The sequence below is a fragment of the Priestia sp. VA7 genome (genome assembly GCF_055710015.1).
The window spans coordinates 970883-992564 of sequence record NZ_JBVQPN010000002.1 but is presented as its reverse complement, the minus strand read 5'-3'; the positions used below and the strand labels follow the sequence as shown (position 1 = coordinate 992564).

Annotated in this window: 16 protein-coding genes and 1 pseudogene; 3 read left to right on the top strand and 14 right to left on the bottom strand. The window is 39.5% G+C overall.

The window, feature by feature from the left end:
• Positions 1-23 precede the first annotated feature (23 nt).
• The gene (gene iadA / locus AC0C45_RS11505; protein WP_237893758.1) at positions 24-1196 is read right to left on the bottom strand and encodes a beta-aspartyl-peptidase; all 1173 of its coding nucleotides are present in this window, start codon (positions 1194-1196) and stop codon (positions 24-26) included.
• A gap of 63 nt (positions 1197-1259) precedes the next feature.
• Entirely contained in the window at positions 1260-2681 is a 1422-nt protein-coding gene (locus AC0C45_RS11500; protein WP_016763618.1) for a YfcC family protein, read from the bottom strand.
• A gap of 434 nt (positions 2682-3115) precedes the next feature.
• Here AC0C45_RS11500 and AC0C45_RS11495 point away from each other — a divergent pair, with 434 nt between their 5' ends.
• Together AC0C45_RS11495 and AC0C45_RS11490 are read left to right on the top strand one after the other, a co-directional pair.
• Positions 3116-4186, top strand: coding sequence for an isocitrate/isopropylmalate dehydrogenase family protein (locus tag AC0C45_RS11495; protein ID WP_047930849.1), 1071 nt, complete (start codon positions 3116-3118; stop codon positions 4184-4186).
• Positions 4187-4225: 39 nt separating this feature from the next.
• Complete coding sequence (locus tag AC0C45_RS11490) at positions 4226-5164, top strand: nucleoside hydrolase (protein ID WP_257063141.1); 939 nt, start codon at positions 4226-4228, stop codon at positions 5162-5164.
• A gap of 157 nt (positions 5165-5321) precedes the next feature.
• On the opposite strand, the gene AC0C45_RS11485 is transcribed toward AC0C45_RS11490, so the two are convergent.
• The 5 genes from AC0C45_RS11485 to AC0C45_RS11465 form a co-directional block, all read right to left on the bottom strand.
• A complete protein-coding gene (locus tag AC0C45_RS11485) occupies positions 5322-6305 on the bottom strand; it encodes an agmatinase family protein (RefSeq protein WP_257063140.1) in 984 nt (327 codons plus the stop codon).
• Complete coding sequence (gene hutI, locus AC0C45_RS11480; protein WP_047930853.1) at positions 6280-7569, bottom strand: imidazolonepropionase; 1290 nt, start codon at positions 7567-7569, stop codon at positions 6280-6282. The genes AC0C45_RS11485 and hutI overlap by 26 nt, the downstream gene beginning before the upstream one ends.
• Positions 7570-7585: 16 nt before the next feature.
• The gene (hutU, locus tag AC0C45_RS11475) at positions 7586-9247 is read right to left on the bottom strand and encodes a urocanate hydratase (protein ID WP_047930854.1); all 1662 of its coding nucleotides are present in this window, start codon (positions 9245-9247) and stop codon (positions 7586-7588) included.
• A 50-nt stretch (positions 9248-9297) separates the two neighbouring features.
• Positions 9298-10809: a histidine ammonia-lyase gene (gene hutH, locus AC0C45_RS11470; RefSeq protein WP_257063239.1), complete on the bottom strand. Its 1512-nt coding sequence runs from the start codon at positions 10807-10809 to the stop codon at positions 9298-9300.
• Positions 10810-11163: 354 nt separating this feature from the next.
• Positions 11164-11988 (bottom strand): aldo/keto reductase, encoded by an 825-nt coding sequence (locus tag AC0C45_RS11465; RefSeq protein WP_016763609.1) that lies wholly within the window; start codon positions 11986-11988, stop codon positions 11164-11166.
• Positions 11989-12432: 444 nt separating this feature from the next.
• Here AC0C45_RS11465 and AC0C45_RS11460 point away from each other — a divergent pair, with 444 nt between their 5' ends.
• A complete protein-coding gene (locus AC0C45_RS11460; RefSeq protein ID WP_047930858.1) occupies positions 12433-12906 on the top strand; it encodes a YbaK/EbsC family protein in 474 nt (157 codons plus the stop codon).
• 857 nt (positions 12907-13763) lie between these two features.
• Here the strand turns inward: AC0C45_RS11460 and AC0C45_RS11455 are convergent.
• The 7 genes and pseudogenes from AC0C45_RS11455 to AC0C45_RS11425 form a co-directional block, all read right to left on the bottom strand.
• A complete protein-coding gene (locus AC0C45_RS11455; RefSeq protein ID WP_016763606.1) occupies positions 13764-14072 on the bottom strand; it encodes a DUF5634 family protein in 309 nt (102 codons plus the stop codon).
• A 235-nt stretch (positions 14073-14307) separates the two neighbouring features.
• Positions 14308-15103, bottom strand: a pseudogene (map, locus tag AC0C45_RS11450) (type I methionyl aminopeptidase).
• A 193-nt stretch (positions 15104-15296) separates the two neighbouring features.
• Complete coding sequence (locus AC0C45_RS11445; RefSeq protein WP_472928148.1) at positions 15297-18875, bottom strand: glycoside hydrolase family 32 protein; 3579 nt, start codon at positions 18873-18875, stop codon at positions 15297-15299.
• 86 nt (positions 18876-18961) lie between these two features.
• Positions 18962-19789, bottom strand: coding sequence for a mannose/fructose/sorbose PTS transporter subunit IID (locus tag AC0C45_RS11440; protein WP_013056298.1), 828 nt, complete (start codon positions 19787-19789; stop codon positions 18962-18964).
• 26 nt (positions 19790-19815) lie between these two features.
• Positions 19816-20622: a PTS mannose/fructose/sorbose transporter subunit IIC gene (locus AC0C45_RS11435; RefSeq protein ID WP_013056297.1), complete on the bottom strand. Its 807-nt coding sequence runs from the start codon at positions 20620-20622 to the stop codon at positions 19816-19818.
• 12 nt (positions 20623-20634) lie between these two features.
• On the bottom strand, positions 20635-21129 hold the full coding sequence (locus AC0C45_RS11430) for a PTS sugar transporter subunit IIB (protein WP_013056296.1): 495 nt from the start codon (positions 21127-21129) through the stop codon (positions 20635-20637).
• Positions 21126-21566 carry a mannose/fructose/sorbose PTS transporter subunit IIA gene (locus AC0C45_RS11425; RefSeq protein WP_237893754.1) on the bottom strand — a complete coding sequence of 147 codons (441 nt, stop codon included), beginning with the start codon at positions 21564-21566 and terminating at the stop codon, positions 21126-21128. The genes AC0C45_RS11430 and AC0C45_RS11425 overlap by 4 nt, the downstream gene beginning before the upstream one ends.
• Between the last annotated feature and the right edge of the window lie 116 nt (positions 21567-21682).

The window sequence follows — 21682 nt, the reverse complement described above, 5'->3', positions numbered from 1 at the left end:
CGTTAAATGATGTTTAAAACCTGTTATTCAAACGTTCCTTTCACAACAGGGACACCGTCTTTTACCATTACTTTACCTTGAGCAAAAACTGTTTTAATTGTTAGTGTCTCTTTGTCTAAAAGGACTAAATCTGCATCTTTTCCAGGTTGAATATGCCCTTTATTGGACAGTTTTAATACTTTGGCAGGATTAGAAGTAATGACTTGAAGAGCTGTTTCTAACGGTACTGATTCTTCTAGTACTGCATCTCGTACTTCTTGAAATAAAGAAGACACCTTTCCAACTTGAAGCCCTTTATAATCTCCGTTATCATCAAAAAACGGCAGGCTCGCGTTTCCATCGGATGAAAACGTAATACTTGAGATCGGAACTTCTTCTTCAAGCATGATGCGTAACCCTTTGCTGCACTTAACTTCGCCTTCTTCTAAAAAATATGGAATGGTGCTAGTTGTAAAATCTACATAGCCACCTCGTTTTGCAAATTGAATTCCTTCTTTAAACAGTTCTTCATTTCGATTAATGTGTGTAGGATGAAACTGACGAATTGGCAGATCTGTTTCATCTGCGATTTGATTTAATAAAGATAATTTCCGTTTTCCATCCCCTACATGAACTTCTAATATTCCGGCTTTCCCTGATAAAATCCCTCCATTGCGGGCAGCAGAAGCCGCCTTTACCAGTTCTTCAAATGTCGGTTCAGAGGAACGGTGGTCAGAAATGGCAATTTCACCTACTCCGATAATTTTATCAATTAAAATAAGATCTTCTTCGATGCTGGTAGTTAACGTTTTTACTGGTATTTGATAAGAACCTGTGTGAATAAAGCAGCTAATTCCTTCTTCTTCTAATCCTCTTGCTTTAGCAAGAAGACTTTCCATTCTTCTTGTTGTACCGTCTGTTCCAAGTACACCTACAATAGTTGTAACACCGGCAGTCGTTGCATCGGTTAACATTAGTTCAGGAGTGCGTGTTTTATATCCACCTTCTCCTCCTCCGCCAATAATATGAACATGTGAGTCAATGAAGCCTGGAGCTATAATGTGATTAGCGGCGTCTACAACATCAATAGGAATGGACGTATTTAAATGCTCAATATAATCTTTTATAAGGATGATTTTGCTGTCTGCAAGTAATACGTCTTTTTTTCCTAAGTGCTGTGGTGCATATACTTCTGCATTTTTGATTAAGGTTAACAACGTCTATTCCTCCTACTAGTAAGCTCGACTTGCGAATAATATTTTTCTATATAATTTTAATGCTTAAAATGGTCCGTAATTGATAAAATAAGCAATCACAACGGCTATTAGACCAATCACATATTGAATAAGGACTAACGGCAGCACCCATTTTGCCCACTTTGTCCATGAGATTCCCGCAATCGCTAAACCAGCCATCAACGTTCCAGCCGTCGGGAAAATAATGTTTCCGATGCCGTCTGCAAAAGAAAAAGATAATACTGCTGTTTGTCGCGTAATATCAAGCAAATCTGCAAGCGGTGTCATGATTGGCATTGTCAGCATCGCATGACCTGTTCCAGATGCTAAAATAAGGTGAATCAGCGCTTGGAAGTTGTAGATTCCGATGACGCTTAAATATCCTGGAATATGTTGAATAGCTCCAGATACTTGATGAAGCATAGGGTCTACAATATGACCTTCATTCAAAACAACAAGAACAGCACGAGAAACTCCGATAACTAGCGCTCCTCCAACTAATGCTGCTGCCCCGTTTGTAAACGACTTAACTGTATTTTCAACAGACAGTCTCCCAATAACCCCAATCACAATAGTCAAAATGACAAACAGAGAGGCAATTTCGGTAATGTACCACTTATACTTAATAACCCCAAAAGCAAGAATTACATAGTTAACAAGAAATGCTGCCATAATCCATTTATGCTTTCTAGTTAACTTGGCATCGGAGTTTAAAAGTTTATTTGCATTAGTTATGCTGTATTTTCCGTACGTTCCAATCGAAGGACTTTTTTTAACTTTCATCGCATATCGATAGACAAACCATACTGAAACAGCGTAAACAACTACGAATAAGATAAGGCGAAAGCCCATTCCAGAAAACATAGGAAGCTCTGCTACTCCTTGTGCAACACCCACTGTAAACGGATTCATAACTGCCGTAGTAAAACCAGCTGATGCTCCAATTAACACAATAGCAGTTCCCGTTAATGCGTCGAATCCAAGAGCAAGTGCCAGGGGAATTAAAAGAGGAATATAGGCTAGCGTTTCTTCCGCCATTCCCATTAAAGATCCTCCCACCGCAAAAAATAGCATCATAACAGGAATTAATAACTTTTCTCGGGTAGCAAGCTTTTTAGCCATCGTTGTAATTAATACATCTACTGTACCCGTAGCGCTTAGTACACCAAAGAAACCGCCGATAATTAATACAAAAAAGATAATGTCGGCTCCTTCTACCATTCCTGTATGTATTGCCTTGACCATATCAAAGAATCCAACAGGTGTAGAATCAATCCATTTAAACGATTGAGGATCTACCGTTGTTCTCCCGTCTACTTCTACACGCGCATATTCTCCAGCTGGCAAGATATACGTTAAAATGGTAGCAATCACAAGAAAGCCTAACAATAAAGCAAAAACGTTTATTTTCCTCTCTTTTTTCCTTACCTGATTTAATGAACTCATTTCTTTTTGCGGTTCACTCATTCTTCTTCTCCCCTTCATTGTGAAATAATAACTTTAAACAGACTTCTCGTTCTTTAAAAGCAGCTTCCTTATCTGCAACTACATATTGCTCCTTTCTTTTGTATTCCTCATATACAGTACAAGCAATTTTCGTGCCAACGTAGAACCGTTTAATTTTCTGAATTATGATATAATTAAATCATGTCTTAGGTGGTAATTGGGTGTTTTTTAAAATTTAATATCACCAATTAAGAAGCTGTTTGATAGAAAATCTGGAGCATGAAGCATTAGCTAATTCTTTTTAAAAAAAGCAGCAAAAAGAAAGATAAAAGAATTTAATCTATAAACATAAAAAAATACTATTTTATTATTGTCTTTCCTTTAAGTAGATTAATACTATAAAAATTCAATCTATTTATAAAAGCATTGCGCATAATGAAAGGGTGTTCAAAACAATGACTGTTTATCGTATCGGGGTATTGGGGGGTGATGGCATCGGGCCGGAGATTGTCGATGCCGCAGTTAAGGTAGTTAAAAATGCTTCTTGCAAAGCAGGAGCAAAAATGGAATGGATTTATCTGCCGATGGGATGGGAAGGAATTAAACAATATAACGATCCTCTTCCAGAAGTAACGATAGATGCTTTAAAACATACGCATGGATGGATACTTGGCCCGCACGATTCTGCGGCTTACCCTCTCGAGCACAAAGAAAAGCGTAATCCTAGCGGAGAGCTTCGTCACAGTTTAGATCTTTACGCAAATATTCGCCCTGCTAAAACAATGCCAGGTATTAAAAGCGTCGTGAAAGCAGCTGATTTAGTGATTGTCCGGGAAAATACGGAAGGATTCTATGCTGACCGAAATATGTTTTCTGGACACGGCGAATGGCAGATTACAAAAGACGTCGTTGTGACATCAGGCGTATTTACGCGAAAAGCCGTGGAAAGAATTGCGCATGAAGCTTTTGCATTGGCTATGCAGCGTCGTAAAAAAGTGACAATCGTACATAAAGCAAATGTTTTACGATTAAGTACCGGACTATTTCTAAACGTTTGTCGAGAAGTAGCTGAGCAATATCCTGAAGTAAAAGTGGACGACTACCATATCGATGCCATGGCTGCTCATCTCGTACGTCGTGCAGCCGATTTTGATGTCATTGTAACCGAAAACATGTACGGTGATATTCTTTCAGATTTAGCCGGCGAGCTTGTAGGAAGCTTAGGATTAGCCCCTTCTCTTAATGCAAATGAACATATCGCTATGGCACAAGCAGCTCATGGTTCTGCGCCAGATATCGCAGGTTTGAACATAGCAAACCCAACCGGTATTATTTCTTCAGCAGCCATGCTACTGAAATGGCTGGCTGAAAAACATGCGGATCACAAACTTACAGAAGTGGCTGCTACAGTAGAACACACACTTTATCAAACGCTCCAAGCTGAAGTGAAAACGAAAGATTTAGGCGGACATGCCTCTACGTCGGAGTTTACAGAAGCTATTTTAGAAAAAATAAAATCCATGTAAAATTAACAGGAATTTATCCATTCTATAGAGGTGATCATAATGAAAAAAAGAAAGATTATTATGGACTGTGATCCAGGTCATGATGATGCTATTGCTATTATTTTGGCTGCTGCACGACCGGAATTAGATATTTTAGCGATTACAACTGTTTCAGGAAACGCAGAAATTGAAAAAACGACGCTGAATGCTTTGAAAGTGTGTGATTTAGTATCGTTACATAACGTAATTGTTTCAAAAGGAGCAAGCGAACCAATGATGCGCAGACGTGAAAACGCGCCTAGTATACACGGGGATTCAGGATTAGACGGCCCTGAGTTCCCGGCTCTCTCTCGCAGCTGGAGCGAAGAACACGGAGTAGATACTATTATACGAATGGTCAAAGAGTCAGAAGATCCCGTTGCGCTTTTGCCTACCGGTCCATTAACGAACATTGCTTTAGCTTTAATAAAAGCTCCGGAAATTAAAGAAAATATTGAAGAGATTATCCTTATGGGCGGCGGAACCTTCGGGAACTGGACGCCAACAGCTGAGTTTAATATTTGGGCAGATCCAGAAGCGGCTAAAAAAGTGTTTGATAGCGGCATTCCACTGATAGTAATGGGGTTAGATATTACGCATCAAGCCGTTGCAACAGATAATGTTATTAACCAAGTGATGAACATTGATAATAACGTAGCAAAAAAGGTGTGTGAATTATTAGCATTTTTTAAATCTGCCTATAAAGAAACGTTTGGCTTTGATGGTCCTCCTGTTCACGATGTATTAACCGTTGCTTATTGCATAGCTCCAGAACTATTTACGCTAAAGGAAGTTAATATTGTGGTAGAAACACGCGGAGAATACACGGCTGGAACGACTTCAGTTGATTTGCTTGGAGTTACAGGAAGGAAAGCAAATGCGAAGTTTGGTTTAACCCTTGATGTGGATGGATTTTGGGATCTGATGCTTGAAGCTCTTAAATCATATTCAGCTTCGTAATGTTCATTTAGAAAATAAACTTTATAAACGAGAGGCAGCACCATAGCTGAGTTGGTGACTTGCTGGTGCTGTCTTACGTTTATTCATACTATCTAGCTGTTCTTTTCGCTTTTTGATTGAGCATTACCGTAATGATTGAAGCGACAATAACACTTCCTTACTTTCTGTTTGCAACGCCCGCTAAAAAATTCAAAAACACGTGTACGCCTGCTTTCACGGTAATTTCTCCTACATCACGCAGCGGATCTAGACATACAATATCCATTGCTTGAACAAGCGGATGACTCCCGGCGGTGTATACTGCTTCAAACAACTCATCTGTCCTCATTCCGCCGGTCGTTCCTGCTGGCACTCCCGGTGCGTAAGCGATATCTAACACGTCCATATCAACGGTTAAATAGATCATGTCTACCTCTTTGCTCAGCTGTTTTAATGCTTCTTTCACGGTATGATTTATTCCTGCTTTTCTTGCTTGCAGTAACGTTACATAATGAACGCCTTTGCTATCCGCATATTCCTTTAACGATTTTGAATTATAAAACCCGTGAAGTCCGACATTCCATACATGTCTTGCATCAATCGTGTTGCTTTCAATTAAATTTCGTATAGGGGTTCCGTTAGAAGGACCGTTATCTTCTAAGCTGCGTAAGTCAAAGTGCGTATCAAACTGTAAAATCCCTATCTTCTGTTCGGGATGTGACGCTTTCCACCCTTTTACTAACATAGCTGTAATAGAGTGGTCTCCTCCAAGCATAACAGGCAGCGCATGCGGATGATATTTCCGCATAGACATCATCGCTTCTTTTATATGCTGATGGGATTTCTCTATATCCGTGACGTTCTGCTTGACGTCTCCTAAATCCAACACTGACAAGGAAGTCAAATCCGTATCATACTCAATATGATACGGATTAAAGAATTTCCAGAGCTTCCTCATGGCCATTGGCGTCTCACTGGCTCCAGAAGCGCTAATGGAAGACCTTGAAAGAGGCACCCCTAAGATCGTAATATCTATTGGTGTAAAATCAAAGTCGCTCCCATCTTCAACTGTTTGAATCCAGTCGCTTACTTTTGGGTCATGAGTGCTTTGACGCTGCCAGCAAAAAGGTGGACGATCAAGCTGTGGGTACGGATAGTTCATGCAAAACACCGCCTTCAACCACTACTTTTCCATCTTTTAATACCGTGTCTACAAGATTTACCGCATAGTTATATTGTAGCGTTTGATAATTTGGAGCGTCAAATAGCACCAAATCGGCTTTTTTCCCTACTTCAATACTTCCAATTTGATCGCCTTTGCAAATGGCGTGAGCTGCATTAATTGTACAGGCCGTTAACACTTCTGCTGGCGTCATCTTCATCGTTAAACAAGCTAAATTCATAATAAACGGCAGCGATTCCGTAGGAGAAGACCCTGGGTTTCTATCTGTTGATAACGCAACCGGCACTCCTGCTTCGATCATTTTTCTAGCACGCGCCGGCTCTTCCATTAAAAAGAATGCAGTACCCGGCAATAGGACGGCTATAACTCCGCTTTCAGCCATTTGCTTAATTCCTTGATCCGATGCTTTTAACAAATGATCTGCTGACACAGCTCCCACTTTAGCCGCTAATTCTGCCCCGCCAAAAGACACAATTTCATCGGCGTGGATTTTAGGTTTTAGTCCGTATGCTTTTCCAGCTTGTAAAATACGATCTGACTGTTCAACTGTAAACACGCCTTCTTCACAAAATACATCACAAAACTCCGCTAGCTCTTCTTTTGCAACGATTGGTATCATTTCTTCGATAACGTAACGAACAAACTCATCCTCATTTCCTTTGTACTCAACTGGCACCGCATGAGCTCCCATAAAGGTTGAAACAACATCTACCGGATGCTGTTCATTCAGTTTCTTCGCTACTTTTAATTGTTTGATTTCATCTTTGAGATTTAAACCGTACCCGCTTTTGGCTTCGACAGTTGTAACTCCGTACTGCAGGAATTTATTTAAACGTTTTGTAGATTGCTTGATTAGCTCCTGTTCTGTTGCTTGTCGTGTACTAACGGTTGTTTGTAAAATTCCTCCTCCCGCTTTTAAAATATCAATATACTTTGCCCCGTTTAAGCGCATTTCTAATTCTTTTTCACGACTGCCGCCAAACACAAGGTGAGTGTGTGGATCAATCAACCCAGGCGTTACGATTTTTCCTTCGGCATCAATTATATTAATAGGTTCATGAATATGCTCAAGGTATTCCTGCGCTTTGACGTCAGGCCCAACAAATACAATTCTTCTATTTTTCACGAGTACGCTGCCATTTTCAATGATTCCTAGATCTGACATTTCCTCCGATCGTCTAGGCTGACTTCCTCCTTTAACCGTAATGACTTGTGCAGCACATTTGATATACGTAATAGTCATACGTATCCCTCCTTTTTTATTCATTTAACGCCGGAATTTGTATTCCTTTTTCTTTTGCAGTTTGAATGGCCTTATCATAGCCGGCGTCTACATGACGAACTACACCCATGCCTGGGTCTGTTGTTAAAACACGTTCTAGACGTTTGGCTGCTTCTTCCGTCCCGTCTGCTACTACAACCATCCCAGCGTGAAGAGAATACCCCATGCCTACTCCTCCTCCGTGGTGAACAGATACCCAGCTTGCGCCTGCTGCCGTATTTACTAATGCATTCAAAATCGGCCAGTCTGCTACTGCATCACTGCCGTCTTTCATCGCTTCAGTTTCACGGTTTGGCGACGCCACAGAACCGGCATCTAGATGATCTCTGCCAATAACGATAGGCGCTGACAGTTCTCCGTTTGCTACCATATCATTAATAATTTTTCCAAAGCGCGCTCTTTCTCCGTAGCCTAGCCAGCAAATACGAGCCGGCAATCCTTGAAACTCAATTTTTTCTCTCGCCATTTTAATCCAGTTGCAAAGATGCGTATTATCCGAAAACTCACGTAAAATGACTTCATCTGTTTTATAAATATCCTCTGGGTTTCCTGACAAAGCGACCCATCGAAACGGTCCTTTTCCTTCACAGAACTGCGGACGGATATATGCTGGGACAAATCCCGGGAAATCAAATGCATTCGTGATGCCTTCATCAAGCGCCACTTGGCGAATATTATTGCCATAGTCAAAAGCAACCGCGCCTTTTCTCTGCATCTCTAACATGGCTTGAACGTGGATAGCCATACTTGCTTTTGATTGTTTTATATATTCATTTGGATTTGTATTCCGCAATCTTTCTCCTTCTGCTAAGCTGACTCCAATCGGCAAATATCCGTTAAGTGGATCATGTGCCGATGTTTGATCCGTCACAATATCTGGGATAAATCCTCGCTCTATCATTTCAGGAAGAATCTCGGCTGCATTTCCAACTAATCCAATGGAAAGCGCTTTGCCCAATCTTTTTGCATCTTCAGCTAACGTGATTGCATCATCTACACTTTCGACTACCGTATCGCAATATTTTGTTTCGATACGTTTTTCAATACGCGTGCGATCGACATCAATTCCAATTACAACGCCGCCTGCCATCGTAACGGCTAGTGGCTGTGCACCTCCCATTCCTCCTAATCCAGCTGTTACCGTAATCGTTCCTTTCAAAGTTCTGTTAAAATGCTGGTTGGCACACTCAGCAAATGTTTCATACGTTCCTTGAACAATGCCTTGGCTTCCGATATAAATCCAGCTTCCTGCAGTCATTTGTCCGTACATCATTAACCCTTTTTTATCAAGCTCATGGAACGTCTCCCAATTTGCAAAAGCAGGAACAAGATTCGAATTCGCTAATAAAACACGCGGTGCATCACTGTGGGTTTTAAAAACCGCAACAGGCTTACCGGACTGTATGAGAAGCGTTTCATCTTCTTCTAACTCTTTTAACGCTGCGACAATACGATCGAACGCCTCCCAGTTACGGGCTGCTTTTCCGATTCCTCCGTATACGACTAACTTTTCCGGATGCTCCGCTACTTCAGAATCTAAATTGTTTAGAAGCATGCGAAGAGCAGCTTCTTGTACCCAGCCTTTTGTCGTTAGTTTCGTCCCACGAGGTGCTTTCATTCCACTTTGTTTTGTCTCCATTTTGTTTTCCTCCTCTATAAAAATGAAAAACTGTTAAACGAACATTTTTATTACAGCGCTAGTTCATAATTAGTATCTTGCACAAAGGTTTTGAAATCAGCTGCTAACGCTTCAATATCACGTGAGAAAATGCGATCTTTAGTAATGGTTGGTACGGTTTTTCTAATTCTGGAATAAATTTTTCTTGTTTCCGAAGCCAGTTTATCCACCCCTTGAATATCAGCTGCTTGAGCCGCACAAATTGCTTCAATTGATAAAACTCTTCGTGTATTTTGGATAATTTGATAAGCATGACGTGCAGCAGTCGTTCCCATGCTGACATGATCTTCTTGATTCGCTGAAGATGGGATGGAATCGACACTTGATGGATGCGCTAATACTTTATTTTCGGAAACTAATGAAGCAGCAGCATATTGAGTAATCATGAGCCCAGACTCTAAACCAGGGTCTGCACTTAAAAATGCCGGCAGCCCGCTAAGCTGAGGGTTTACTATTCGTTCGATGCGCCGTTCAGAAATATTCCCAAGCTCCGCCAGTGCAATTCCTAGAAAATCCATAGCAAACGCAATGGGCTGCCCGTGAAAGTTCCCTCCAGAAATTACTTTGCCGCTGTCGGCAAAGATGAGCGGGTTATCGGTTGCTGAATTAATTTCAATTAACAGCTTTTCTTTTACATAATTTAAAACTTGATAAATAGCACCATGAACTTGAGGAATGCAGCGCAATGAATAAGCATCTTGCACTCTTATTTGACCTTGAGAAGTAGTTAATTGACTGCCTTCTAAATACGAAAGAATTCGAGCAGCTACCTGCTGTTGTTCCGGATAAGGTCTTACTGCATGAGACCCGGGCATGAATGCATCTAAAATGCCTTGCAGGCCTTCTAACGTCAGTGCTGCAATCCCGTCAGCAAGATCACCTAGCTTTTGAGCTTCAAGGTATGAAACTACTCCTACAGCTGTCATTGCCTGAGTGCCGTTGATTAAAGCTAGCCCTTCTTTTGCTTGTAATTGGATAGGCTCAAGCCCCGCTAGCTTTAAAGCTTCTCCTCCCTGCATTCGCTGACCATTATATACAGCTTCTCCTTCTCCAACTAACAGCAGCGCTAGATGTGATAATGGAGCTAAGTCACCGCTAGCTCCAAGTGAACCTTGACTTGGGATAACCGGCACTACATTTTGGTTTAAGCAATCGATAAGCAGCTGCAAGGTTTCCAGTCGTATGCCTGAATACCCTTTAGCTAATGCGTTCGCTCGTAAAAGCAGCATCACTCTGCTTATCTCTAACGAGAATGGCTCTCCTAGTCCGCAGGCATGACTGCGAATCAAGTTAATCTGCAGCTCAGCTAAGTCTGTTTTTGAAATAACCGTATCGCTAAACTTTCCAAATCCCGTGTTGACTCCGTAAATGACGTTGTTGTTCGTAATGCTCTCTTCAACTAACGTTCTGCTTTTTTGTATATGTTCAACTGCGTGATCGCTAATTTTCACGGAGTATCCTTGGTAAATAACTTTGTAAATTTGGTCGAACGTCAGTGAATTTCCATCAATTTGAATAAACATCATACCCGCTCCCTTGTTAAACTGTAGACTACCTTTTCTTTTTGAACACAAAAAGGGGCTATATCAAAGAGGAAACAAGCTCCTTTTGATATAGCCCCCTATAAACTAACCTACTTACACTATGGGCTTTTATTAATAATCAGTATTTCACTTATACATACAATCGCTAAATGACTAAATCACTATACACTTTAAGCTGTACATCTTAAAGCAACTAGAGTATCTACACTAAGTATTACGCTGAATTAATCATTTGTCAATCATTATTTAAGAAAATTTTAAATAATCTGAAATAAAATGGTTTTTTCTTATAGCAGCGATGATTCACGGCTGCATAATTTTATTTTTTAAACGTTATCGGACGTTCATGTCACTTGGGTGCGGACCTTTGCGGCGGTTGCTGTTTAACCCATTAATCTCTGCCATATCATCAGCAGTTAGTTCAAAATCAAACACGTTAAAGTTTTCTTCTATTCTAGACGGTGTAACTGATTTAGGGATGACAATTGTGTTGTTCTGTAAGTGCCAGCGCAATACAACTTGAGCGGGAGTTTTGCTATGTACTTCAGCAATTTTTTGAATAACCTCGTCTTGTAACACTTCTCCGCCTTGATCAAGAGGACTCCATGCTTCCACAAAAATATTATGTTTAGCGCAAAACTCTTTTAATTCGTTTTGAGCAAGATACGGATGGCACTCAATTTGGTTTAAAACCGGTGTTACATCACATTCGTTTAACAAGCGCTCTAAATGCTCAATTTCAAAGTTGCAGACGCCAATTGCTTTTACTTTTCCGTCGTGATAAAGCTTTTCTAATGCTTTATACGTCTCCACGTACTCATCATATTGAGGCGTAGGCCAGTGAATTAAATATAAATCGACATAATCAAGTCCTAATCGTTCTAAGCTTTCATCAAATGCACGTAATGCATTTTCATAGCCTTGGTCGCTGTTCCAAACTTTTGTTGTAATAAACAGCTGTTCTCGAGGAACAGAAGATTCTTTAATCGCCTGGCCTACTCCTTCTTCATTTTTATAAATCATAGCTGTGTCAATAGAGGTATACCCAACCTCAATTGCTTTTGACACTGCAGCTGCTGCTTTGTTGTCTTCTACTTGCCATACGCCAAATCCAAGCTGAGGCATTTTTAAACCGTTGTTTAATGTAACAATATTCATTTTACACGTCTCCTTTTTTGTTAAAAAGTTCAAAGTTTTAATGATGGTGCCAGCCGATCAGCATAGCAACCTGGCCCATTATAATGCCGACTGGGATTCCTATAACCATGACTCCAAATCGAAATTTAAAAGACCATGCCCGCGGCACAAGGGGTTTGCGCCTTTTCAATTTCATCATTTATCTTTTGTTCTAATGCCTATGTTTTCGCAGCCGACATAGTTACATTCGTCAAAGGGTTCTGTAATCCTGCTTCAATCGGCTAAAAATACTTTACCTACGTAACTTTTTTAATTAAAACGAATATGTGCTTTTAACTTCAAAGTTGTGTATAATTTCTGTATATTAAAATAATAAGATTTTTTCACTGTAAAGAACAACTGCACGTTCTCTGTAAGGCAATCATACATATTTTCAAGAGTTAACGAAAGGAATGGATATAAAAAATGGCGATTGAAAAAGTAAAAGCATATTTTAAACAATACGGTATGGAGAATCGAATTATCGAAATGGATGAGTCCAGTGCTACTGTAGAACTAGCAGCGCAAGCTTTAAAATGCGAGCCGAAACGGATCGCAAAAAGTCTTTCTTTTAACGCCGAAGGAACTGTTCTATTGATTGTGGCAGCAGGAGATGCGAAAATTGATAACCGAAAATATAAAGAAGAGTTCGGAACCAAAGCAAAAATGCTTGGAGCAAGTGAAGTAGAAACGCTGATTGGTCATGCTGTAGGCGGAGTATGCCCGTTTGCTGTTAATGAAGGTGTTAACGTATATTTAGATGAATCTCTGAAACGGTTTGTTACCGTTTTCCCTGCCTGTGGAAGTGGAAATAGTGCAATCGAATTAACAATACCCGAACTAGAAGAATTTTCGAAATCCTTAAAATGGGTTGATGTGTGCAAAGGATGGAACGAATAATCTATGTGAATGACGGTGCAGATATAATTAATCAAAACGCCAACAAGCTGAAACAATTTTTTGTTTCAGCTTGTTGGTGTATCTAAACGAATTTATGAAACAGCTTAACCCAACCTAGGTAAGAAACCCCTAAGAGAAATACAAAAAGGAATAGTAAAGGAATGTTCCTAGGGATAAAAAGCCAGCCGTCTAACGTATTCCACAGAAATTCACTTTTATTTGCTTTTCTCATCATTTTCACCTCAAGCAGATTTACTATTTTGTCTTCAAAAATTCTTTTACATAGTTATATACAGTATCTTCAACTTATGACCTTTTTTCAAGAAAAACGTGCACGGAAAATTGATTGAATGTGAATCTTTTGAATTCATACCCGCTATGTACTCATTCGTCATCTTAGTTTCATCTGTAAAAAAGAAGAAGCCTACATTTTTAGATGCAGGCTTCTTCTCGTTGATTCAGTCTTTCCTTTGTTTGCCTATTCAGGCCCTTTCGTTACGTATATCGGTTCATAACCAAAGTGCCTTGTGTCAGATACGAATATCTGCTTTCAATTTGCGGTAATACATTTGCTGAAGTCGCTGTTAAGCCTTTCAAAACTAATCAGTCCCTTCAAACGCTAAGTATTTAACCTTTCACAACAACCATTTGCATGATAGCTGCTGTACTATATGTGTACCCCGTATTTATATAGTAAAACCTAAAAAAACAATTTTTCATTATATAATTTTCTAGATTTCAAAGCAAAGAAAATTTAGATAGTATAGATGAAAGACACCCGTTACCTATTAGCGCTTCTACTGCTCGTACTCAAGCGTTCAAAGAACAGCATCCGCAGTGAAATTTATCGAATTTATTTAATGTATGATTTCATCAATTTTTTGAAACGCATTTTCAAGCGAAGCATATCCATTTGTTTCTCCTTCGTTATCTTGAATGGTCCATTCTTGCTTTTCTACTGCTAGTTTCCCGTCTTTATCTTTTAGATAAGGTCTGTTAAGCATAAACACCTGATCATTCTTTTTTACTGTGTAGCCAAGATAATAGTGATTACCTTCTCCTTCTTCTTCATATACGGAGACGCCTTGAAGGTTATATTTGTTTAAAATGTCATCCATATGATGCGTCAGTTCACTTATAGCCGTTTCTCTTTTTACATATTCCACATTTTATACCCCTTTTCATTTTGATTTATGTTTAGCATTCCCTTGAGCATATTCAATTACACTACCTTTCAAACGTTATCTGAATAAAGCAAATTAATATGATCATCATTGATTGCATAATAAATCAAAAAAGCCACCTCACTATAACACAATAAAAAAACATTGCTAAGTGAAGTAGCTTTTTATTAATTTAATTAATGGAATCCATAAAAATAAGAAGACGTGTGGAACTTGATTATAGTTCAGTTAAAATAATCGGTTCACCGTTTGTTACAACAATCGTATGTTCACATTGTGCTACAAGACTATTATCAGGTGTAACAAACGTCCAGCCGTCGTCTCCGCGTTCAATGATATGATCAGCTTTCATAGAGATAAACGGTTCTACAGCAATAACAAGACCTTTTTTCAAAAGTGCTTTATCCATTGGATCATAATAGTTTAAAATGTGGTTAGGAGCGTCATGCAAGCTGCGGCCAACACCATGACCCGTTAAGTTTTCAATAACCGCGTATCCGTTTTGGTGTGCAAAGTTAGAAACAGCACGGCCAATTTGGTTTTGTTTTGAACCAGCTTTTACTTTTTTCATAGCTGCCCAAAATGCATCTACTGCAGCTTGACACAGCTTTTCTTTTTCCTCGTCTTGCCCAATAACAAATGAAATACCAGTATCTGAATAATAGCCATCAAGTACGGCAGATACATCCACATTTACTAAATCGCCCTCTTTTAATACGCGGTCTCCCGGAATACCGTGAGCCACTTCTTCGTTTACACTAATGCACGTTACACCTGGGAAATCATATTCTTTTTCAGGTGCAGAAATAGCACCATGTTCATCCAATATTTTTTTACCGATCATATCAAGTTCTTTTGTTGTCATACCTGCTTTTGCTTGGTTTTTCATCTCTTCGCGCGCAAGTGCAACGATGCGTCCAATTTTGCGTAAACTTTCTAAATCTTGTTCGTTACCAATAATCATAAAAAACACTTTCCTTCCTCGAAATATATATCCTATCCGATTTTATCATATTTTTATGAGGATTTTTCAAAAGACCTTTTAAGAACTAAAATGTATGATTAATTAGATTAGTAAGATATTTATCATATGTAAAAATCCTCTTCATTAACCTATGAAATTCAAAAAAGCATGCTACTTCACCGCAGCATACTTTTTTATGTTATATAAAAGCTGCCTTAGTAAACGGCAGCTTTCACAATCCCTTAATCCACTATTTCAAGCTTCACTTCATTAAACAAACTAGTAGAATTCCACACATTCAACCCCGCATAGCCTTCTGAAAAGGTATGGTCCACTGCATCAATCACAAGCTTATCATCGAGATAAACTTGAATGTGTTCTCCTTCAGCCGTTACTTTCAAGTGATAATCCGTATTTGTCTTTAAATCCAACTTTCCCCCATCATCGTAAATAATGAGATCCTTGCCTATTCCGTCTCTAAACGCAATGAGTTTTACTTGATTATTAAGCACATCTACATTCGCAGCATAAGCGTTATTTGCCTGTTCATCCGAACGGAATACTAGCGCTCCTGCTCCTGTAGAATTTGAAACAGAATCGGCTAACACCTTTATCTTTGCCTCATATATAAAATTCTTTGCTTTTTCTGATGATAAAGCAAAGGCATCTTCTTTGCTTCGTCCTTGTTTTCCATTAATCGTATCGGCCCATAGTCCGCTAATGCTTTTCCACCCTGATAAGTTTGTCTCAACAGGACTTTTATTCCAAATTGATTTTAACGGATACATCTTAAGAGAATTTAATTTTACAGCGCCTCCTTTGCTATAAAGCCTTATTTTATTGCTTGAAAGCGTTGGAAAGAGCTGATCTGTTATTACTTCCGTGCCGTCATTACCAAATACTTCTACAGACGACTGGTCTACAAACATATGAAGCTTAACCTTTCCGTCTTTTGGAAGCATGGAAGCAGAGTGTTTGCCTTTCACATTTTCACCAAAATCAAAACTTCCAGAGTTTGTTCGATCAACAGATAATCGCTGTTTGTTTATGTTATAGCTGACTTTTGTATTTTCACTGCCTTCTTTTTGAATTTGAAAACCAAATTCTTGTGCATCTGTATTTGAAACATCGAATTCTGCCATAATTTCATATTTGTTTTCCTGTATGCCTGAAAGAAGATTTTTGTTTTCAGTAACCATCAGATTCTTCAACACCTTTTTTTCTTGCTTATTGCGAATTGAATCAATTGAAACAGGTATTTGTTTTAAACGAAGCCCTTTTGCTGTGTTGGTGAGTTCTATTTTTCTTGGGATTGACATAGAGCTTCTCCAAGTAGTAGTGGGAGTATTGTTTGCATATTGCCAGTTGCTCATCCAGCCTAGCCAATACTTTTCTCCGTTATCTCCTTCAACTCCGCTCCAATCTACAGCAGCATAAAAGTCGGCACCATAATCTGTCCAAAGCACTTCCTCTGGCGGGTTTTCATTTTTAAATGTTTTTCCGTCAAAATCACCAACAAAGTACTGCATACCTGAACCTCCAGCTGCCGATCCATCATTGATGCTGACCTGCAGCACCCATTTTTTCTTTGTGCTGTCTCCATCAACCGGCAGTTCGAGTAAAGTAGGACACTCCCAAATCCCTCCGTTGCTTCCATGAGTTGATTTCACCCATTCTCCTGACACTGTGTTCCAATCTGAAAGCTCTCCGCTTTCCCTTTGTTTAACTTCCTCCGGTTCTTTTGCTACACTGTCTACTTTATCCGGCATTTTTTCTGTATTAAATACATTCACATCATCTAGATTAATATGCCCCCATCCGCCTACAGCTTGATCAACGGCTTTAATGTACAATACTTCTCCTATATACTTAGAAGCATCCCATACATAGCGCTGATACTTTTCATCTGCAAACTTTGTATTCGCTTGACGAATCAATTCTTTATCGTCAGAGGCCCTGACTAAGGCTACATAGCGGTTTGCGGGGTCGTTTCCGCCTCCCATTAACAAATTGATTTCACCTGAGCCGCTCAATTTAAAATAAGATGAATGTAATTCTCCAGTGGCATTATCGCCATCTTGCTTATCGGAAAACCCCCATAAATGATATTTTCCTTTTTGTTCAAAGAGACCGCTCCAATTTGCGGTTGCATCCGTTACATGATCGTTTGTGAATGCATTTCCTTTTATCGTTTTCCAGCCGGTGAGATCGCCTGTTTCAAAACTTTTATTTTTAATTTCCTTTTCATCTGTATCAATAAACTTGGTCATGTTAACATCTTGAAACCGGACTGAAGATTGATGAACATGTAATCCAAACAATCCTTTTGAAAAAGTTTCATCTTTTGCAGTAAGGGTGAAGTTATCGTCTATATACAAATCAAGTTTATTTCCCGATGCAGTTACTTTTACTTGATGTGATTTGCTCGTATCAATTTTTTCGTTTGTTTCGGCAAGGACAGTTGAAATGCCATTTTGAAGCTTTACTAGTTTGATTGTATCCTTAGAAGCATCCACGCTAGCTATATATCCGTTTTTGGCTTCCGCGTCTGCCCGAAAGAGTAATGCACCTGAACCAGGGTTTTCATCTAAAAATGTCATATTTGACTTAAAAATGAACTGATCTCCCTGTTCTTCACTCATGGTATATCCGTCGCTGTCAGATTTACCGGTTTTTCCATCAGCAGTATCATTCCACGTTCCCGTAACAGGTTTCCAGTTAGATAGATTGGTTATAAAATTAGATTGATTCGTAAATTTAACATGACGAAAGACAGCTGTGGAATTCCATGCTGTTAATCCAAACTGACCATTTTCAAAAGATGCATCACTGCCTTCTAGAACTTGTTTTCCATTTAACAGTACCTTAAAGTAGTGACTGTTTGCCTCTACTTTTACATGATATGCTTGTGATGTATCAAGCCTTATCGACTTTGAAACAACGGTCGTTACGTTTCCTTTCTCTACTTTGTTAAGTGTTAAGAGGTTCTTTTCTGCATCTAAATTGACGGTATATGCGTTTGTTGCGTCTTTATTAGAACGAAAAACAAGACCGCCTGCGCCTGCGCGTCCATTCTTTTCTACAAGCGTAATTTCTCCCTCCAGAGTAAAGGATTGACCTTTTTGTTCGGATAAAGTATATGAATAGGCACCAGTTTGACCGTTTGCTTGGATGCCTCCATCAGGTCCGAACTCACTTGTGTATTTCCAATTTTTCAAGTCAGGTGATGTATAAAACATAATTTTATCTTTAGCAGCTAAAGACATCACCCACTGCTTGGTTTGGTCATGCCAAAACACTTTTGGGTCGCGCCAGTCAGGAACTGGGGGATTCGGCATAACAGGATTTCCTTCATACTTGATCCACGTTCTTCCGCTGTCCTTGCTGTATGCTAGACTTTGCACTTGTCCTTTTCTGCCCGAGTGTGTAAAGATAGCTACCATTGCTTCTTTTCCAAACCCTGCGGTATTATTCCAATCGATAACGGCACTTCCTGAAAAAATCTCTCCGTTCTCATCTGGAGAAAGAGCAATCGGCAGGTGTTTCCATTTCACTAAATCTGTACTAACTGCATGCCCCCAGTGCATAGGTCCCCAAGTGGTACCGTAAGGATAATACTGATAAAAAAGGTGATACTCTCCGTTATAATAGACCATTCCATTTGGATCGTTCATCCAGTTCGCTTCTGGAGAAAAATGAAATTGATTCCGGTATTTTTCTTGATAATACCCTGTATTATCAGCTAATACAGGGCATGCAGAAAACAAGCTTATGGAACAAGCGACTCCAATCATCAATAACTTTTTAACGGTTCTTTTCATCTTCCTTTCCTCCTTTATTTGCATACTGGTTATATAAAACATTTTCACCAGCAGATGCTAGAAGAATAGATGACTCCTCTTATTTATCATCCTAAAAAGCCTATCCAATAACCCCCTATACCAATTAAGAAAATACCGAAAATAATAAGCAGCGGATTTGTACCTTTTCGAAGCATCCATGCTACTAATAGAGTTAGTGCTAAAGGAAGCAGCCCCGGTAGAATACTATCAAGTACGTCTTGCACGGTTTTTACCACAACTTTACCAGAATCATCTTTGATCCTAGAAACAACCACTGGTATATTAATAGTGGTCCATTTCGAAACCAACGCTCCCATTACGAAGAGTCCTAAAATGGATGCACCTTCCGTCAGTTTTTGAATCCGATTGCCTACTAAATCTTTTAAAATTTCTGTTCCTTTTAAGTAGCCATATTTTAATCCATAATATTTTGTACTTAATCGAATGGCATTAATTAAGATGAAAAACAGCAGTGGCCCGGCAATATTACCGCCTAACGCAAGCGAGGCGCCTAGGGCTGCGAGAACTGGTCGAAGCGTTCCCCAGAAAATAGGGTCTCCTACACCAGCAAGCGGGCCCATTAATCCAATTTTCATTCCGCTGATAGCTTTTTCATCAAAATCTTTTTTGTTTGCCATTTCTTCTTCCATTGCTGCCGTGACGCCGAATATAGGTGCGGAAATCCATGGGTGTGTATTGAACCATTCTAAGTGACGCTTTAATGCTGCATTTCGCTGAGCTCCTGGTCCATATAAGCGTTTGATTGCTGGAATCATAACATAACAGTAGCCCATTGCTTGAACACGTTCAAAGTTAAATGAACCAAGTAAAAAATTCGAACGAATGAACATGCTAAAGATATCTTTTTTCGTTAATCTTTTTTCATTTTCCATCTCTATCCCTCCCTTAAGTTCGCCGTTTAGGCATCTAAATCATCGTCATCATCATATACCTGTTCGCTCCCTGTAGCTGCGGGAACGCCTGCCGGCTGCATTTGATTTCGCTGCTGCATTACTTGCTGATAAAGAAGTGCTAAACAAAGACCCAGCGCTCCAAATCCTACCAGGTTAAACCCTGTAAATGCCGCCAATAAGAACCCGATATAGAAAAAGGGCTTTAAATGAGGAATGTTCATCATATTGATAACCATGGCATATCCTACGACCACGATAATGCCTCCTCCAATTTGCAGGCCTTTTGTAATAACTTCCGGAATATTTCCGAGGAAAGTTTGCACGGCGCTTACGCTGATTAATGTAACAATTAAAGTTGGAATCATAACGCGGAGAGCCTGAAAACCCATAGCAGTAATATGCATAATTTCAATTCCTTTAAAGTTTCCTTCTTCCGCGTACTTATCAGCTCGATGAATTAAAAATACCGTAATGGTACGAACAAAAATGGTGAGTACTTGCCCTGCAGCTGCTAAAGCTATGGCTACCGCAATGCCTTCACCAATCCCTTGACCAGCTGTGATAACTAAAATAGTTGAAATAACAGAAGCAATAGCCGTATCTGGTGCCATCGCCAATCCAACATTCATCCATCCAAGAGCCATTAATTCCAGTGTTCCACCTAAAATAATGCCGGTTTTTAAATCTCCAAGCACCAAGCCTACTAACGTGCAGGCAATGAGAGGACGATGGGATTGCCCTTCGTCCAACACGCTTGCGATGCCAGTTACTGCTGCAATGACTAATAATAAAATAATTTGTATGGAAGACATAAACTCATCTCCTTATTTGATTTTTGTTTCGTTTCTCAGTAGTTGAATAAAATTTTCACTAGAATCTGAAGGTAATTGGCGCAGCTCAAGCTTTACGCCTAGTTCCTGCAGTTTCTCAAAAGCATCGATATCTTTTTCGGTAACGCTTACAGATTTAGTGATTTGCTTTCGGTCATTAGCAAAACGCATGCCCCCTACGTTTACTGTCTCAATAGGTACGCCCGCTTGAACAAGAGCGACAATGTCTGCGGGGTTTTCAAACAGCAGCATGGCTGTTGTATCTTGATAACGAGGGCTGTGAAATGCTTTTGTCATTTTAGAAATCGAGACAGCGCTCGCTTTTACATTCGAAGGAGCCACAGAAAGAATAAGCGTTTTTCGCATTTCATCCGCTGCCACCTCATCTGAAACAATGATAATTCGATCTGCTGCATTTGTTTTGATCCATCTTGTTAATACCTGCCCGTGAATAAAGCGGTCATCAATTCTTGCTAAAACGATTTTCATAATAATCCATCCTCTCCGATTTGGTTCGCTTGCTGGATTTTCTTCAAATGTTCACTGCACACTTGAAAACTTTCTTCATTTACCTGCTTTAATCTTCCTAGCATCTCTTTTAATGTAACATGTTCCCTCATGGCTAATACTTCTAATAACATAGGCAAGTTAACTCCGGATACCATATCCGCTGTTTTATTTTTAAGGATATATGGAGTAGCCGCATTGTAGGGTGTACCTCCGAAAATATCGACTAGAAAAAGCACTTCATTTTCTAAGGGCATTTCCTCTAATGCCTGCTTATATTTTTCTTCAAGGGTTTGGATACCCTCTCCTTTTAGAAAAGGTACGGCTACTACGTGATTCTCTTCACCAAATATCATTTTGGAAGACCCCTCTAACGCTGGCGCGAAATCACCATGTCCACTAATAATGACTGAAATCATGTACACTTGCTCCTCTCTTTTACGTTCTACACTTATTTATTGCAAGTATCGTGCCAACAAAGAGTATTAAGCGCTTTCATTTATTTTTCAATACCTTTTTCTGTGTTGTTGATACA